Genomic DNA, 15,813 nt, shown 5'->3' with positions numbered 1-15,813 from the left:
GTCATCCCTCCGCCCTGTGCGTGCGAACCCAGCGTTCCGCAATGCGCTTAAGTTCGGGTGTCGTTGCTGATTGCTTGGCGTAAGGGGCTATTGAAACGACCTGACCGTCGCCCTTGCAAAACGCGCTGCCCGCACCGGTACGATCCAGAAAGGCCAGCCAATCCGAACCGCAGAGATTTGCGACATCCGTGCGAGGAAATGCCGCCAGCGCGCACCGCCGCAGGATTTCTGCAACAAGCGCCGGATCTTCTCCCGCCGCTTTCAAGGCCGCCAGCGCATCTCGCCGATACGCGTTCGCTACATAGTTCCGGTGCCAACGCCACACTGCGTATGCGATCACGCCGAGAAGAAGAAGCGCCAACGCAACCCAACCCCAGGTCTGCGGAGCCATGGAAACCGCTGGCGGCTCCGGCGGCGGAACAAGCTGGTTGATCAGATCGACCAGAGTGATGGCGGTTTCATCAGGCTCGTTCATCGCCGTACCAACCCCATCAGTCTTCGCATCTGCGCAAGAGTGTCCTGCGCAGAGGACAGGGGCAGAACGGGCACACCCAGAGTTCGGGTCCAGTCCAGGACCTCGGCCAAACGGCCACGTGACATCTCCATCAGCCGCCGGTGCACGGTTATTTGCCCGGTATCGATCTCGGCCTGCATTTCCCCGTCGGAAATGACCAGACGGAGGTTTTCAGGCAAGTCATCAGCAATCGGGTCCGTCACAAAGCCAAGGATCAGATCGTTGTGACGCGACAGCCCCCGGATCAGCTTGTGCGTTTGATCGTCAATGACGTCGAAATCGGAAAAGACCAGTATCAAATGGTCCCGCGAAGCAATCCGACTGACCGAAGCCAGAACCTGATTGAGGCTGACCGGCGCGACATTTGGCGCATCGGCACGAAGCAATGCGTTTGCGGCGGAGATTGCGGTCAGAAATCGGGTCAGCGCCGAAGTACTGCGCTGTGGCTTGATTTCGGCAATCGCCTCATCGCCGAAGACGATCCCCCCGACCCTGTCGCCCTGATCCAGAATTCGAAATGCCGCAAGCGCCGCGCATTCGGCCGCTGTCACCGATTTCATGTTCAAACAAGAGCCAAAGAACATCGACATCCGCTGATCAACGACAATCAGCGCAGGCCGGTCCCGTTCCTCGGTAAAAACCCGGACATAGGGTTTGCCGGTGCGGGCCGTCACTTTCCAGTCGATAGACCGGACGTCGTCGGAGGGCAGGTAGCTACGCAACTCCTCGAATGCCAGCCCTCGCCCCCGCATCCGCGAGGAATGACGGCCGTTCAGCGCACTGCCGGATGGCTGACGTGGCAGAAAACTTAGGGATCGGGCCTGTCCCTGCAATCGCCGCAGATGGGCCAAGTCCACAGAAACCCGAGTGTCCAATTCGGTTTCTGCGGATGGGATGGGTGTCATCCCGGTTCGTATGCGGGCAGCTCGGTCGATCATAACGGCCTCATGTCAATGCGACCTGGGCGATCATTTCTTCCACGACATGATCTGGAGTGACGCCTTCGCCCAGAGCCTCGTAGCTCAGCCCCAGACGATGACGGAACACGTTGGCCGCTATGGCACGGACGTCTTGTGGGTCGACATAGTCGCGGCCCTTCAACCAGGCATGCGTGCGACCGCATTTGTCCAGTGCCAACGACGCGCGAGGACTTGCGCCCACTTCGATCCAACGTCCAAGATCCTCGCCATAGTCAGCAGGGTTGCGGGTCGCATACACAAGATCCACCATGTAACGTTCCATCGCTTCCGAGACGTGGATTTCCACAATTTCGCTGCGGGCCTGAAATACTGTGTCTTGCGACATCGTTTCTGCCGGTTCGGCTTTGGGCGATTTTGGTTTGTTGGCCGCAGCTTCTTCGCCGCGCACCAGCCGGATCACTTGCACTTCATCGTCGGCGGGTGGGTAGTCGACCAACACATGCATCAGGAATCGATCCATCTGCGCTTCGGGCAACGGGTAAGTGCCCTCTTGTTCGATCGGGTTCTGGGTTGCCATCACCATGAAAAGCGGCGGCATTTTATGAGTTGTACCGGCAACCGTGACTTGCCGCTCTTCCATGGCTTCCAGCAATGCCGCCTGTACTTTCGCCGGGGCCCGGTTGATCTCGTCCGCCAGAACCAGATTGGCGAAGATCGGGCCGGGTTCAAACCGGAATTCGGACCCCTTGTCCGTCTGATAGTAAACCTCTGTCCCCGTCACATCGGAGGGCAGGAGATCGGGTGTGAACTGAATTCGGCTGAACTGGCTTTCCAAGTTCTTCGCCAACGCCTTGACCGCGCGCGTCTTGGCCAATCCCGGCAGGCCTTCAACCAGCAGATTGCCGTTTGCCAACAAACCGATCACCAGTTTCTCGATCACGTCTCGTTGTCCAATTATGGACTTGCCCATGCGGGAAATCAGAGTGTCGACCGCCTGTTGTGCATCTGTTGCCATGGGAATTCCAAAACATACTAAAAAAGTCCCACGCCCACGGGCACAGGCCTGTCGTGACAATATCAAGTCGTCGAGATCGGTTTCCGGAGGAGTTGAGGCGACGACGATTACTTCATCGACATTGAACCCGGTGCCCCATTGAATTGCAATGCCGGAATGTGACCGTGCCAGCCAAGCGACAGAATTCGGGCCACCAGGGATCGTTTCGATTTGCCTTGAAGATCTCGCAACGTTCAACCGATAGTGTTTTTTCTTTTGAATGGTTCGGATTGCGACAGGAATACCTTTCGCCCACGAAACAGCCGTGTCATCTAGGAGCGAGCAAGCACCTGCTTTGGCAAAGAGGAAGCAAAACAGTGTCGTGGATCGAGACGTTCAAAGGGTTGAGCCGTCTGCCGGAGGATATCCGTACCGAGCTCGAAAGCCGAAGCCAGATTGTTTCGGTTCCCGCGGGTACTCAGGTTTTCGCACCGGGTCAATCTGCAGACAACCTGCTGCTTCTGCTTGAAGGCACTGTCCGGGTCCAGCAGAGATCTGACACCGGACGAGAGGTCTTTCTCTACCGTGTTCACGCCGGCGAAAGTTGCGTCCTGACCACGGCCTGCATGCTAGCCTTCGAGGATTATTCTGCCGATGGAATTGCCGAAACGGATGTTTCCGCCGCTGCCATTCCCAGAGAGGCCTTTGACGATCTGTTGGCACGTTCGCCTGTGTTCAGGGAATTCGTTCTGACTGCATATTCGCGGCGGATCACCGATCTGTTCACGCTGATCGACGATATCGTGTTCCAGCGCATGGATGTTCGCCTTGCCGCGCGTCTACTGTCGCTCGCCGACAAGGATGGAATTGTTCACGCAACGCACGCATTTCTTGGAACCGAGCTTGGTACGGCCCGAGAAGTGATCTCGCGTACTCTGTCAGAGTTTCAGCGGCGAGGCTGGGTTGAACAATCTCGTGGAGAGGTGCGATTGACGGGCCGTGCAGGCCTTGAACGGCTCGCCAGATCGGCGGGCGTAGACGGCTAGCGCATAACCGACACCGAAACGGGTATGTTTGGTGATCAAGTCACCAAAGATCCCTTCTGACCCGTGCAAATCTGCATCCATCGATTCTCGATGGAGTGAGATATGACGATCAATATGGGCAAAATTGACCGGGGCCTGCGCCTGGTGCTGGCAGCCGTTCTTCTGTTTGCAGCTTTCGGCACACCCGCGATCGGGTCTGGCCTCTTGTTCTGGCTGGCTTTGGCAGTTGCAGGTGTCTTCGCGCTGACGGCGTTCGTGGGCAACTGCCCGCTTTATACCATTTTTGGCCTGAAAACCTGTCGGGGCCGCTGATGATCGAAACCTCGTTTACGCCGTGGATGTCGCTGGCGGGTGGCGTTCTGATCGGACTCTCCGCGACGTTTCTGATGTTTTTTCAGGGCCGTGTGATGGGCGCCACGGGCATTCTTGCGGGCCTGCTGCAACCTCGATCCGGAAACGACTTTGCCTGGCGCGCGTCATTGGTGGCCGGAATGGTATCCGGTCCTCTTGTCATTGCGCTGACGACGGGGCACTTGCCCGCTGTCCAGGTTCCGAATTCAACCACCGCGCTTGTACTGGGCGGTTTCATTGTCGGCTTGGGCGTAACTTTTGGCGCGGGATGCACATCGGGGCATGGGGTCTGCGGTATGGCCAGACTCAGCCCTCGATCCATTGTGGCGACCGTGACATTCATGGCGTGTACGTTCGCGACCGTATTCATCATTCGGCACGTAATCGGAGGCTAGGTCATGAAACTGATCGCAACTTACGTGATCGGCCTTGTCTTTGGTGTGGGAATTTCGATTTCGGGCATGGCAAACCCCGCCAAGGTTTTAAATTTCTTCGACATATTCGGACATTGGGACCCCTCCCTGATCTTTGTCATGGGTGGTGCTCTGGTGACGACTTTCGTCGGCTACAAGCTGGTTTTCGGACGATCTGTGCCTGTCTTCGAAGACGGGTTCAGCCTGCCGACCTCGCGATCGATCGATGCAAGGCTCATCGGCGGATCGGCCGTGTTTGGGATCGGCTGGGGCGTATCCGGCTTTTGCCCCGGCGGCGCGCTGCCTGCGCTCGGCACCGGCCGGTGGGAAGTCTTCGCTTTCGTTGGCGCGCTTCTGGTCGGGATCGTCCTTGCCAAGCTTTTGCAACCTACAGCCACCCCATCACGACAGGCCAAGGCCTGAACACTATCCGGAGGAGACCTGATATGACGACTTATCCCGTGAATATGACGATCAAACCCGAAGTGCAGGCCTTCTTTGATGAGGCCACGAACACGATCAGCTATATCGTGAAGGACCCAAACTCGAACGCCTGTGCCATCGTCGACAGTGTCATGGACATCGACTATGCGGCTGGACGCATCACATTTGATCATGCCGATGAACTGATCCGCACCATCACCGAACAGGGATTGAAGCTCGAGTGGATCATCGAGACCCACGTTCATGCCGACCACCTGTCGGCTGCGCCTTACATTCAGGAAAAACTGGGCGGCAGGATTGGTGTCGGGTCGCAGATCACCGTGGTGCAGGACACGTTCGGCAAGGTCTTCAACGAAGGAACCGAGTTTCAGAGGGACGGCTCGCAATTCGACGCATTGTTCGAAGACGGCGACACCTACAAGATAGGCTCAATGCATGCCTTCGCCATGTACACGCCAGGTCATACGCCTGCGTGCATGGTTCATGTCATGGGCGACGCTGCATTTGTCGGTGATACGCTCTTCATGCCTGATGGCGGTTCGGCGCGGGCCGATTTTCCCGGCGGCGACGCGGGTGTTCTTTATGACTCGATCCAGAAGGTTTTGGCACTGCCTGACGAAACCCGCCTGTTCATGTGCCATGACTATGGGCCAAACGGGCGCGATATCGCCTGGGAAACCACAGTGGCCGAGGAGAAGGCGCACAACATTCATGTCGGCGGCGGCAAGACGAAAGAGGAATTCGTAAAATACCGCACCGAACGAGATGCCACGCTGTCTATGCCCAACCTCATCATCCCATCCCTGCAGGTGAACATGCGAGCAGGCGAAATTCCGACCGACCCGGATGGGAATCCGATGCTCAAAGTGCCGGTCAACGGGCTTTGATCCAAGCATAGGAGGTAGAAATGGAGATCCGGAAAATATCGTCGAAGTTCGCCGTCAGTCCACAAATTGCGGTTGAGGATGTCGAACCCCTCGCCGCGCAGGGCTTTCGCGCGATTATCTGCAACCGCCCCGATGGTGAAGGCGCAGACCAGCCTTCGTTCAAGGAAATCGAAGCCGCAGCCCGCTCAGCAGGGATCGAAGCCCGTTATATCCCGATACAATCCGGAATGGTGAAAGACGAAGACGTCATCGCATTCGGCGATGTTCTTGAAGATCTGCAACGCCCGGTTCTGGCTTATTGCCGAACCGGAACGCGGTCGGCCACGCTGTGGTCCTTTCACGAGGCAAAGAAGCGCCCGATGGCCGAAATCCTGATGGCGACCAAGGCAGTTGGCTATGACATGAACGGGGTCGCGCGGCGCATTGCCAATGGAGGAAAAACCCCGACCGATGACGGAGATGCCCATTTCGAAGTCGTGATCATCGGCGCCGGTGCGGGCGGAATTTCTGTCGCCGCAAGTTTGAAGGCACGAAAGCCGGACCTGAACGTTGCTATCATCGACCCGGCTGACATTCACTACTATCAACCCGGCTGGACCATGGTTGGCGGTGGTATTTTTGACGTCCAGACAACGGCCAAGACGATGGGCAGCCTGATTCCAAAAGGGGTGCATTGGCTCAAATCCGCCGTCGCAGCCTTTGAGCCTGAAAACAACGCGGTCATCCTCGATGGATGCCGGGTGGTAAAGTACGACCGTCTGGTTGTATGTCCCGGTTTGAAGCTTGATTGGGGCAAGGTCGAGGGCCTGGTAGAGACTTTGGGCCGAAATGGAGTGACGTCGAATTATCGCTACGACCTTGCCCCGTATACCTGGAAGCTTGTTCAGGAGATGAAGGAAGGGCGGGCCCTTTTCACTCAACCACCCATGCCGATCAAATGCGCGGGCGCGCCCCAAAAGGCGATGTACCTGTCAGGCGATGCATGGTTCCGGCGCGGTGTGTTGAAAGACATCGACATTCAATTCATGAACGCGGGCGGCGTGCTGTTTGGCGTCAAGGACTACGTGCCTGTGCTGGAAAAATACGTTGAGAAATATGGCACGACACTCAACTATTTTCACAACCTGGTTTCGGTCGACGGGCCAGCAAAGAAGGCGGTATTTGAGGTCAGGAAACCAGATACCGACCCCAACACGGTCGAGATCGAGTTTGACATGATGCATGTCTGCCCGCCTCAGACTGCGCCGGACTTCATTCGCGTTTCCCCATTGGCCGACGCCACGGGTTGGGTCGATGTGGACCAGGCCACATTGCGCCACAAAAACTATGACAACATATGGTCGCTGGGTGACGTGATGAACGCGCCCAACGCCAAAACCGCTGCCGCAGCCCGCAAACAAGCCCCGACAGTTGCGGATAACATCGTGGCCGACATCGCCGGACGATCAGCGGTCGCACAGTATGATGGGTACGGATCCTGCCCCCTGACCGTTGAACGTGGCAAGATCGTCCTGGCCGAGTTCGGCTACGGCGGCGCCCTTAAGCCAAGTTTCCCAAGGTTCCTGATCGATGGCACAAGACCCAGCCGGGCGGCATGGTTTTTGAAGGAAGTTTTGCTTCCGCCGATCTACTGGAAAGCGATGCTGCGCGGAAAAGAATGGATGGCCAGGCCAGAAAAGCTGAAGGTTGCAGCAAAATAGGCAATTGGCCGCAACAGGTTCCAGTCACAAAAATTTATTGGTGGCGCCGACTAAGTCGGGCGCGCCTCGCCTCCGGACAACAGAATGATCGACAAGCTCCGCCAGTTTTTTCCCATTCTTGATTGGGGCCGGACCTATTCTCGCGCCGCGTTTTCGAATGATCTGATCGCGGCAGTGGTCGTGACGATCATGCTGATACCGCAATCTCTGGCTTATGCGTTGCTGGCAGGACTGCCACCCGAGGCAGGTATTTATGCCTCCATCGTGCCGATCGTCTTATATGCCATTTTCGGGACAAGCAGATCTTTGGCGGTTGGTCCGGTTGCGGTTGTCTCGCTACTGACCGCATCCGCAATCGGACAAGTCGCCCAACAAGGGACAGCGGGTTATGCAATTGCCGCCCTGACCCTTGCGTTTTTGTCCGGCGGGTTTCTGGTGCTGATGGGCGTTTTGCGCCTGGGCTTTTTGGCGAACTTTCTCAGCCATCCGGTCATTGCCGGTTTCATCACGGCCTCGGGTATCCTGATCGCGACCAGCCAGCTCAAACACATTCTGGGCGTCGATGCGCATGGGCACACGCTGCCGGAGATATTGGGCTCAATCGTTGCGCATCTGCCAGAGGTCAATTGGACCACCGTACTCATCGGAATCACTGCCACAGGATTTTTGTTCTGGACGCGAAAGTACCTTAAACCGTCTCTCAACCGGATTGGAGTGCCCACAACGTTGGCAAATGTTCTGACCAAAGCCGGACCGGTCGCCGCAGTGATTGCCACGACCGTCGCGGTGTGGGGCTTGGATTTGGCGGACCAAGGCGTGAGAATTGTCGGCGCGGTGCCACAAAGCCTGCCGCCACTGACGCTGCCGGGGTTGTCCTCCGACCTCCTAGGCGCCCTTCTTGTTCCGGCGATCCTGATTTCCATCATCGGGTTCGTAGAAAGCGTTTCCGTCGCACAAACGCTCGCCGCAAAAAAACGGCAACGGATCGACCCGGATCAGGAGTTGATCGGGCTCGGAGCGGCCAATCTCGGTGCTGCATTCACCGGCGGCTACCCGGTAACCGGTGGATTCGCCCGGTCGGTGGTGAATTACGATGCCGGCGCTGAAACGCCAGCGGCCGGGGCTTTGACGGCAATGGGCCTTGCAATCGCTGCCGTCGCCCTGACGCCCCTTGTCTATTTTCTGCCAAATGCAACGTTGGCCGCAACCATCATTGTTGCGGTGCTCAGCCTTGTTGATCTGTCGATCCTGAAAAAGACCTGGGCCTATTCCCGGGCCGACTTCACTGCCGTGGCGGCGACAATTCTTCTGACACTTGGCCTCGGGGTCGAAGTTGGAGTTGCATCCGGTGTTGCCACCTCGGTTCTGCTGCACATCTACAAAACGTCACGACCGCATGTGGCCGAGATAGGTCTGGTTCCCGGCACCCAGCATTTCAGGAACGTCCTGCGCCATGATGTTGAAACCGACCCATCGGTTGTCACGCTGCGCATCGACGAGAGCCTGTATTTCGTGAACGCACGATTTTTGGAAGACCTGATACAATGTCGCGTGGCAGAGGACCGCAGCGTTCGCCACGTCATCCTTATGTTTTCTGCAGTCAACGAAGTCGACTTTTCAGCGCTGGAAAGCCTGGAAGCGATCAATCACCGGCTGAAAGATCTGGGCGTCGGACTTCACCTGTCCGAGGTCAAGGGACCCGTCATGGATCGCCTGGGAAGGTCACACTTTCTTCAGGAGCTAAATGGCAGGGTATTTCTGTCTCAGTTCGATGCTTGGACAGACCTCATTTCCGCTCCGTTGCCAGATGCTGCGGAGTAAGAAAGCTGCGCGAGAAACCGCTTATTGAACTTGTGAGTGAAAAGAGCGCTTTCTTGGTCGAAAAAACGCTTGGAAAAAGACGGCCCCGATAGGGTTAGCGAAGGATGGCCTTGCCTGCATACTCCGCAACCTCACCGAGGCTTTCCTCGATGCGGATCAGCTGGTTGTACTTGGCCAACCGGTCCGAGCGCGCCAGCGAGCCGGTTTTGATCTGGCCGCAATTGGTCGCCACCGCCAGATCGGCAATGGTGGCGTCCTCGGTCTCGCCCGAGCGGTGTGACATCACGTTGGTATAGCGCGCACGGTGCGCCATATCGACGGCGCGCAGGGTCTCGGTCAGCGAGCCGATCTGGTTCACCTTGACCAGCATCGAGTTGGCACAGCCACGCTCGATCCCTTCGGCCAGACGCGCCGGGTTGGTCACGAACAGGTCGTCGCCCACCAGCTGCACCTTGTCGCCGATGGCGTCGGTCAGGGCCTTCCAGCCGTCCCAGTCATCCTCGGACATGCCGTCCTCGATCGAGATGATCGGGTAGTCATTGACCAGCGCCGCCAGGTAATCGGCGTTTTCCTCGGATGTCAGGCTCTTGCCCTCACCCGACAGGACGTATTTTCCGTCCTTGTAATACTCGGTCGCCGCACAATCGAGCGCCAGGTGGATCTCGTCTCCCGGCTTGTAGCCTGCCTTTTCGATGGATTTCAGGATGAAATCCAGCGCCTCGCGGGTGCTGGCGATGTTGGGGGCGAAACCGCCCTCGTCGCCGACACCGGTGGCCAGACCTGCCGCCGAAAGCTCTTTCTTCAGCGTGTGGAACACTTCGGAACCCATGCGCACGGCTTCGCGGATATTGCTGGCCGAGACCGGCATGATCATGAATTCCTGGATGTCGATCGGGTTGTCGGCGTGTTCGCCCCCGTTGATGATGTTCATCATCGGCACCGGCAACACGCGCGCCGAAGTTCCACCCACGTAGCGGTACAGAGGCTGCGTGGTGAAATCCGCCGCCGCCTTGGCGGTGGCCAGCGAGACGCCCAGAATGGCGTTGGCGCCCAGACGCCCCTTGTTCTCGGTCCCGTCCAGTTCGATCATCGCCTGGTCGATGGCCACCTGTTCGGTCGCGTCGAAACCGACCAGCTCCTCGGCGATCTCACCGTTTACGGCGGCCACGGCCTCCAGCACGCCCTTGCCCAGATAGCGCGCCTTGTCGCCGTCACGCTTTTCCACCGCCTCATAAGCCCCGGTCGAGGCCCCGGACGGCACCGCCGCACGGCCCATCGTGCCGTCCTCAAGGATCACGTCCACCTCAACCGTCGGATTGCCCCGGCTGTCCAGTATCTCGCGTGCGTGTATGTCGATGATCGTGCTCATCAACGGCTTCTCACCCACGGGTCGCCATGGCGCATGCTGTGTCCAGCATTCGGTTGGAGAAGCCCCATTCGTTGTCGTACCAGCTGAGAACGCGGATCATGCCACCATCGGTCACACGGGTCTGCTGAGTGGCGAATATCGACGAATGCGGGTCGTGATTGAAATCGATAGAGACGAGCGGTTCATCCGTCACCGCCAGAACGCCACGCATCTCACCCGAGGCCGCCAAGCGGATCGCATCGTTGACCTCATCAACCGCTACTTCGCGCTTGGGCATAAAGCAAAAATCCACCGCCGATACGTTCGGCGTCGGCACTCTGATAGCCGAGCCGTCAAGTTTGCCTTTCAGTTGAGGCAATACTTCACCCACCGCTCGTGCAGCCCCTGTGGAGGTCGGGATCATCGACATCGCAGCGGCGCGGGCGCGGTACAAATCCTTGTGCATGGTGTCCAACGTGGGTTGGTCACCCGTATAGGAGTGCACCGTTGTCATGTATCCGGTTTCGATGCCGAACGCATCATCGAGAACCTTGGCGACCGGTGACAGGCAATTGGTCGTGCAACTTGCATTGGAAACGACAACCTCTTTGCCAGTCAGGCTGTGATGGTTGACTCCGTAGACAATGGTCTTGTCCGCACCGGTTGCAGGGGCAGAGACCAGAACTTTTTTTGACCCGTTTCCAATATGCTGAATGGCGCTCTCGCGCTTGGTGAAAAGGCCAGTGCATTCCAGGGCCACGTCGACATCCTGCCAGGCAAGCTTGGCGGGATCACGTTCGGCGCTGACACGGATTTGGCGACCACCCACCAGCATGGTGTTGCCCTCAATCTGGATATCTGCATCAAGCCGCCCGTGCACGCTGTCATATTTCAGCAAATGAGCATTGGTTTCGATTGGCCCCAGATCGTTGACGGCAACAACCGATACGTCGTTTCGGCCCGCCTCGACCAGAGACCTCAGAACGCTGCGGCCGATACGGCCAAATCCATTGATGGCAACTTTTACGGTCATGTCACTTCTCCCAATCCCTTGGTGGCTGGTGATCGAAACGCCGACTCGGGGGCGCTTTGATTTGTTACCGCTAACAATCACCATTGAGGTCAAAAGTCAACACATTCGGTCATGAATATCTGCCAATTGAGCGCACTTGCCCTCAAACCGAACAAAAATTGGTTGCGATTGTGCGCGGATTCGCGCAATTTTGCGCGACACAGGACAATCGAACATGCTAAGCAAGAACCGAAAATCCGAGATTCTTCAGATCGCGCAAAGCCAGGGCACAATTCGCGTCGAGGACCTGGCCCGTCGTTTCGGCGTGGCCGAACAAACAATTCGGCGCGATCTGACACAGCTCTCACAATCCGGGCAGCTTGAGCGTGTGCATGGCGGTGCCGTTGTTTCGTCGGGGCTTGGCAATCTTGACTATGTGCAACGACGCAACCGGAACACCCGGGGTAAGGCCAAGATTGGGAAGGAATGCGCGCGCCATATTCCGGACGGCTCCACCGTGTTCATCAACATCGGCACCACCACCGAAGCGGTGGCTCGCGAAATGATGACGCATACGGATCTGCTTGTGGTGACCAACAGCCTGAACACCGCCAATATCCTTGCCGCCAATCCCAATATCGAGATTGTCGTCGCCGGAGGGTCACTAAGGCGCACGGACGGAGGGTTGCTTGGCAATCTGACAACGCAGGTGGTGGACCTGTTCAAGTTCGACTTCGCGATCATCAGTTGCGCGGGAATTGATGCCGATCTTGACTTGCTGGACTTCGATTTTCAGGAAGTCCGAGCGACCAAGTCGATTATCCGGCAATCGAAATCCACATTTGTGGTAGCGGACAGTTCCAAAGTCCTGCGGTCCGCTCCGGGTCGGATTGGCAATCTCGGCGACGCGGACAAACTGTTCACCGACGCTCGGTTGCCGGCGGATATGGATGCGAAACTAATCGATCTGGAGACATCGGTGATCGTAGCCGAAGCACGAGAGAATTAACGGAACTTGGCCTAGGAGTTTCGATCTGCCTCTGGCTTTGAGCGTGAAAGTTTAAAATTGGAATGCACACGAATTTCCGGCTCGGGCTATCTAGCCTCGCGCCGCGTCGCCAAACACCGAGCAGCCGTGAGTTCAAGCATTACGTCGGAAATAAGCGCAGCAAAACGACTTGCATAGACGATGGCACAGGAATGCATTACCACGTGCCCATCGTCGGGATTTGTTGCGTTCGCCAAACCCACATTCACTGCATAAATGAGGTCACGTTCATGGCACAGCAGCGGCAGGTATCGGTGCAAGACGCTTTTGCGCAGGGCATGTCCCACTACGAACAGGGACAGTTGCAACAGGCCGTCGCCGTTTTCTCCGAAATCGTTCGTGCCGTGCCGCAGTTTGCAGCCGCGCACCACGTGCTAGGGCTGATCGCTTTTCAAACCGGGCAATTCGGCCCGGCTGTCAGCGCCTTGAGCCAGGCAATCAAGTTGCAACCGGAAAACGCACAGTTTCTGACGAATTTCACCGAAGTTCTGCGCTCGGCCGGGCAGTTGGATCAGGCTCGGGAAGTTGGTGAACGTGCAGTGCGCCTCGCCCCGGGCAGCGCAGCAGCACATTCAAATCTTGGGCTGGTGCATTATGACCTGAAAGATCTGGACCAGGCTCAGGCGTCACAACACCGCGCCTTGGCCCTTGCGCCCGAGTTCGACCGGGCCATCAACAATCTCGGCAGCATTGCGCGCGACAGGGGCGACCGTGAAAAGGCCGTGGAACTTTACGAAAAGGCGCTTCGTGTAAAACCAAATTCATCCGAATCCGCAAACAACCTTGTTTCGGTTTTGATCGAACTCGAGAAGATCACCGACGCCAAAAGGCTTTGCGAGACACTGATCGAGCAGTTTCCGCGTAATGCGGAACTGCACCGCAACTTCGGGCGTCTCTTCTCGCTGGAAAACCAGTTGGACAAGGCTGAGGCAGCGTTCCGGAATGCTATTTCACTGGACGACAAAAAGGCCGATAGCTATGTCGGGCTATCTCAGGTTCTGTTTGAAAAAAACCATCCGAAACTCGCTCTGATCGAGGCCGAGCAGGCATTGCGTCTGGACCCGGACAATGCAGTCGCCTGTCATCAGACTGCCCTGGTGAAAGCCCATCTGGGTGATGTTGATGCAGCAACCACCCTGTACCACAAGGCGATCCAGCTAAAACCCGACATGACTGCAAGCCGGCTGGCCTTGGGGCACCTCGCGATGGAACAGGGCGAGTTTGACACTGCGCGTCAGTTTTTTTTGGCGGCCACGGAATCCAGCGACGACAGGCTTAGTGCTTGGATTGCTCTGGCGCGCTTGGATAAGGTCACCGAAAGCAGCCCCATTTTCCGATCCCTTGAGGCAGAGTTGCCGAATGCAGGCGCTATGCTGCCTCAGAAAGCGGTCGCTTATCATTTCGCGATGGGCGACTGTTACGAAAAACTGGGCCGCTACGACGACGCGTTCAATCACTTTGCCAAAGGTGCCGGGATCAAGCGGTCTTTGGTGTCTTATGATCCGGCGGAAACCGATACGTTGACGGACGAGCTGATAGCCAGTTTCGATGCAAACATTATCGAACGGCTGCGCTCCTGCGCTATTGCCGATGCAACTCCGATCTTCGTGGTCGGGATGCCGCGTTCCGGAACGACGCTGACCGAATCCATTCTGAACGCGCATCCTGATGTCGTAGGTGCCGGAGAGCTGAATGACCTGCAAAACCTGTTCGGACGGGTCAACGAAGGCTCGTCAAATGTACCCGGCGCTGTTCGGACACTGCCCGACAACACATTGACCCGGCGTGCAGAAGACTACGTTACAGCCCTGAAGCTGCACGGACCCGACGCGCAGCGCGTTGTCGACAAGATGCCCGCAAATTTCCAGATGATCGGATTGATTCATGGCGTCCTGCCCAATGCAAAGATCATACACATTGCCCGCGACCCGCTGGATACCTGCCTGTCTTGCTACACGCGACTGTTCGAACGCAGTCAGCTGCACAGCTATGATCAGGTCGAATTGGGACGGTATTTCAATAACTACGTGCGCCTCATGAACCATTGGAATGAGACGCTGCCGGAAGGAGCGTTCCACTCCATCCGGTACGAGGAACTGGTCGACGATATCGAGACGGTTGCCCGCGGCCTCATCGCGTATTGTGGTTTGGACTGGGCCGAATCCTGCCTGGAGTTCCACTCAGCCAAGCGTCGCGTGCGTACAGCCAGCGTGCAGCAGGTTCGCCAGCCGCTCTATTCGTCATCGAAAGCGAAATGGCGTCGGTACGAGAAACACCTGCAACCGCTGATCGAGACAATCGGCTCCAATCAGATTTTGTTTTGAAAACTCAACCGAAGCAGTATTGGATCAGGGGCGCCGGCAAGCAAATTGCATTTTCCTTCTTTTGGAATGCCCGCGCCGACGATCAGGCGTCAGGGACAATCATCAGATAGGCTGCAATGGCCTGACGGTCACTTTCCGGCAATTGGCTCGTGTTCTCGATAACCTCCACCATCGTTCCTCCCGCGGAGTCGTAGTCGGGCGTCAATCCGGTTCTGAGGTAGGCCGCGATATCCGCTTCGGACCATCCCAGTTTCGCTGGCCGGATGTCGGGAATGCGGCCTTTCCCGGATGGGTTTGGTGCGCCCGCCAGCCACTGATCAAGATCCGCGCCGCCAAGCGGGTTCCGCGGGGTGTGACATTCTCCGCAATGACCAAGCGCTTCGACAAGGTACCTGCCCCGTTCCTGTTCAGGCGTCAGTTCACCTTGAACGATGTGTTCCGGTCGCAAAAACAGCGTTTTCCAGCCGCCAAGCGACGCCCGGATATTGAAAGGAAAGCCGATCTTATGCTGCCGGTTTGGTGTTGGATCGGCCGGTAAAGTACGAAGGTAGGCGATCAGATCCGCAATATCTTCTATGCGGCTACGCGAATACGACGGGTATGGAAAGACCGGGTAATAATGCTCGCCACGCGGGGAGCTTCCATTCAGAACAGCGTTTGCTATGTCCAGATCGGACCACGCGCCGATACCATGCACCGGGTCACTGGAGATATTTGGGGCAAGAAATGTACCAAACTCGGTTTCGAACGGCAGCCCGCCCGCAAGAACCAGTGGATCGTCCGACCCTGGGGCCTTGTGGCAACTGGCGCAGCCCATGGCCGCGAATATCAATTCCCCGCGAGAGGCGTCTGACGTCAGACCATCCAATGCGTTTGGGCTCAGCGTCCGGGGACGCGTCACCCAGAAGGCAACGACCCCGATAAGCACCAGGCCCAAGACTAAAATGACGATACGCCGCATCGCGATCAGGAATCCGGATAAATTCTATTC

The 15,813-nt window shown here is 57.3% G+C and carries 15 protein-coding genes; 9 read left to right on the top strand and 6 right to left on the bottom strand.

Going from position 1 to position 15,813, the window contains the following annotated elements; genetic code table 11:
* Position 1: 1 nt before the first annotated feature.
* From AC2TDJ_RS09960 to AC2TDJ_RS09950, 3 genes are read right to left on the bottom strand one after another with little or no spacing between them, the layout of a single operon-like run.
* Positions 2-475 (bottom strand): DUF4381 domain-containing protein, encoded by a 474-nt coding sequence (locus AC2TDJ_RS09960; RefSeq protein ID WP_480841733.1) that lies wholly within the window; start codon positions 473-475, stop codon positions 2-4.
* Positions 472-1,452, bottom strand: a complete 981-nt coding sequence (locus tag AC2TDJ_RS09955) for a DUF58 domain-containing protein (RefSeq protein ID WP_480841731.1) — start codon at positions 1,450-1,452, stop codon at positions 472-474. Before AC2TDJ_RS09955 ends, AC2TDJ_RS09960 begins: the two co-directional genes overlap by 4 nt.
* A 7-nt stretch (positions 1,453-1,459) precedes the next feature.
* Positions 1,460-2,449, bottom strand: a complete 990-nt coding sequence (locus tag AC2TDJ_RS09950) for an AAA family ATPase (protein ID WP_480841729.1) — start codon at positions 2,447-2,449, stop codon at positions 1,460-1,462.
* A 356-nt stretch (positions 2,450-2,805) separates the two neighbouring features.
* On the opposite strand from AC2TDJ_RS09950, the gene AC2TDJ_RS09945 reads away from it, so the two are divergent.
* The 7 genes from AC2TDJ_RS09945 to AC2TDJ_RS09915 all read left to right on the top strand — a co-directional run bounded on the left by AC2TDJ_RS09945 (position 2,806) and on the right by AC2TDJ_RS09915 (position 9,090).
* A complete protein-coding gene (locus tag AC2TDJ_RS09945) occupies positions 2,806-3,474 on the top strand; it encodes a Crp/Fnr family transcriptional regulator (protein ID WP_480841727.1) in 669 nt (222 codons plus the stop codon).
* Between the two features lie 102 nt (positions 3,475-3,576).
* On the top strand, positions 3,577-3,786 hold the full coding sequence (locus tag AC2TDJ_RS09940; RefSeq protein WP_480841725.1) for a YgaP family membrane protein: 210 nt from the start codon (positions 3,577-3,579) through the stop codon (positions 3,784-3,786).
* Positions 3,786-4,220: a YeeE/YedE family protein gene (locus AC2TDJ_RS09935; protein ID WP_480841723.1), complete on the top strand. Its 435-nt coding sequence runs from the start codon at positions 3,786-3,788 to the stop codon at positions 4,218-4,220. The genes AC2TDJ_RS09940 and AC2TDJ_RS09935 overlap by 1 nt, the downstream gene beginning before the upstream one ends.
* 3 nt (positions 4,221-4,223) lie before the next feature.
* Positions 4,224-4,661 carry a DUF6691 family protein gene (locus tag AC2TDJ_RS09930; protein WP_480841721.1) on the top strand — a complete coding sequence of 146 codons (438 nt, stop codon included), beginning with the start codon at positions 4,224-4,226 and terminating at the stop codon, positions 4,659-4,661.
* A gap of 23 nt (positions 4,662-4,684) precedes the next feature.
* Positions 4,685-5,569: an MBL fold metallo-hydrolase gene (locus AC2TDJ_RS09925; protein ID WP_480841719.1), complete on the top strand. Its 885-nt coding sequence runs from the start codon at positions 4,685-4,687 to the stop codon at positions 5,567-5,569.
* 20 nt (positions 5,570-5,589) lie between these two features.
* The gene (locus AC2TDJ_RS09920; RefSeq protein WP_480841717.1) at positions 5,590-7,269 is read left to right on the top strand and encodes a bifunctional protein tyrosine phosphatase family protein/NAD(P)/FAD-dependent oxidoreductase; all 1,680 of its coding nucleotides are present in this window, start codon (positions 5,590-5,592) and stop codon (positions 7,267-7,269) included.
* 84 nt (positions 7,270-7,353) lie between these two features.
* Entirely contained in the window at positions 7,354-9,090 is a 1,737-nt protein-coding gene (locus AC2TDJ_RS09915; protein ID WP_480841715.1) for a SulP family inorganic anion transporter, read from the top strand.
* 94 nt (positions 9,091-9,184) lie between these two features.
* Here AC2TDJ_RS09915 and eno read toward each other — a convergent pair whose 3' ends face one another.
* Positions 9,185-10,459, bottom strand: a complete 1,275-nt coding sequence (gene eno / locus AC2TDJ_RS09910) for a phosphopyruvate hydratase (protein WP_480841713.1) — start codon at positions 10,457-10,459, stop codon at positions 9,185-9,187.
* 10 nt (positions 10,460-10,469) lie between these two features.
* Positions 10,470-11,471, bottom strand: a complete 1,002-nt coding sequence (gap, locus tag AC2TDJ_RS09905) for a type I glyceraldehyde-3-phosphate dehydrogenase (protein WP_480841711.1) — start codon at positions 11,469-11,471, stop codon at positions 10,470-10,472.
* 214 nt (positions 11,472-11,685) lie between these two features.
* Here gap and AC2TDJ_RS09900 point away from each other — a divergent pair, with 214 nt between their 5' ends.
* Entirely contained in the window at positions 11,686-12,459 is a 774-nt protein-coding gene (locus AC2TDJ_RS09900; RefSeq protein WP_480841709.1) for a DeoR/GlpR family DNA-binding transcription regulator, read from the top strand.
* Positions 12,460-12,728: 269 nt separating this feature from the next.
* Positions 12,729-14,822, top strand: coding sequence for a tetratricopeptide repeat-containing sulfotransferase family protein (locus AC2TDJ_RS09895; RefSeq protein WP_480841708.1), 2,094 nt, complete (start codon positions 12,729-12,731; stop codon positions 14,820-14,822).
* A gap of 82 nt (positions 14,823-14,904) precedes the next feature.
* Here the strand turns inward: AC2TDJ_RS09895 and AC2TDJ_RS09890 are convergent, their stop codons facing one another.
* Complete coding sequence (locus AC2TDJ_RS09890) at positions 14,905-15,783, bottom strand: c-type cytochrome (protein WP_480841706.1); 879 nt, start codon at positions 15,781-15,783, stop codon at positions 14,905-14,907.
* Positions 15,784-15,813 lie beyond the last annotated feature (30 nt).

This window comes from Ruegeria sp. HKCCD6647-2 (assembly GCF_057221075.1).
Note: the sequence above shows the minus strand (reverse complement) of the source record. Positions and strands in the feature narration are given on the sequence as shown.

Coding starts and splice junctions, on each gene's coding strand:
- AC2TDJ_RS09960 (WP_480841733.1), bottom strand. CDS start 475: ATGAACGAGCCTGATGAAACCGCCATCACTCTGGTCGATCTGATCAAC.
- AC2TDJ_RS09955 (WP_480841731.1), bottom strand. CDS start 1,452: ATGATCGACCGAGCTGCCCGCATACGAACCGGGATGACACCCATCCCA.
- AC2TDJ_RS09950 (WP_480841729.1), bottom strand. CDS start 2,449: ATGGCAACAGATGCACAACAGGCGGTCGACACTCTGATTTCCCGCATG.
- AC2TDJ_RS09940 (WP_480841725.1), top strand. CDS start 3,577: ATGACGATCAATATGGGCAAAATTGACCGGGGCCTGCGCCTGGTGCTG.
- AC2TDJ_RS09935 (WP_480841723.1), top strand. CDS start 3,786: ATGATCGAAACCTCGTTTACGCCGTGGATGTCGCTGGCGGGTGGCGTT.
- AC2TDJ_RS09930 (WP_480841721.1), top strand. CDS start 4,224: ATGAAACTGATCGCAACTTACGTGATCGGCCTTGTCTTTGGTGTGGGA.
- AC2TDJ_RS09925 (WP_480841719.1), top strand. CDS start 4,685: ATGACGACTTATCCCGTGAATATGACGATCAAACCCGAAGTGCAGGCC.
- AC2TDJ_RS09920 (WP_480841717.1), top strand. CDS start 5,590: ATGGAGATCCGGAAAATATCGTCGAAGTTCGCCGTCAGTCCACAAATT.
- AC2TDJ_RS09915 (WP_480841715.1), top strand. CDS start 7,354: ATGATCGACAAGCTCCGCCAGTTTTTTCCCATTCTTGATTGGGGCCGG.
- eno (WP_480841713.1), bottom strand. CDS start 10,459: ATGAGCACGATCATCGACATACACGCACGCGAGATACTGGACAGCCGG.
- gap (WP_480841711.1), bottom strand. CDS start 11,471: ATGACCGTAAAAGTTGCCATCAATGGATTTGGCCGTATCGGCCGCAGC.
- AC2TDJ_RS09900 (WP_480841709.1), top strand. CDS start 11,686: ATGCTAAGCAAGAACCGAAAATCCGAGATTCTTCAGATCGCGCAAAGC.
- AC2TDJ_RS09895 (WP_480841708.1), top strand. CDS start 12,729: ATGGCACAGCAGCGGCAGGTATCGGTGCAAGACGCTTTTGCGCAGGGC.
- AC2TDJ_RS09890 (WP_480841706.1), bottom strand. CDS start 15,783: ATGCGGCGTATCGTCATTTTAGTCTTGGGCCTGGTGCTTATCGGGGTC.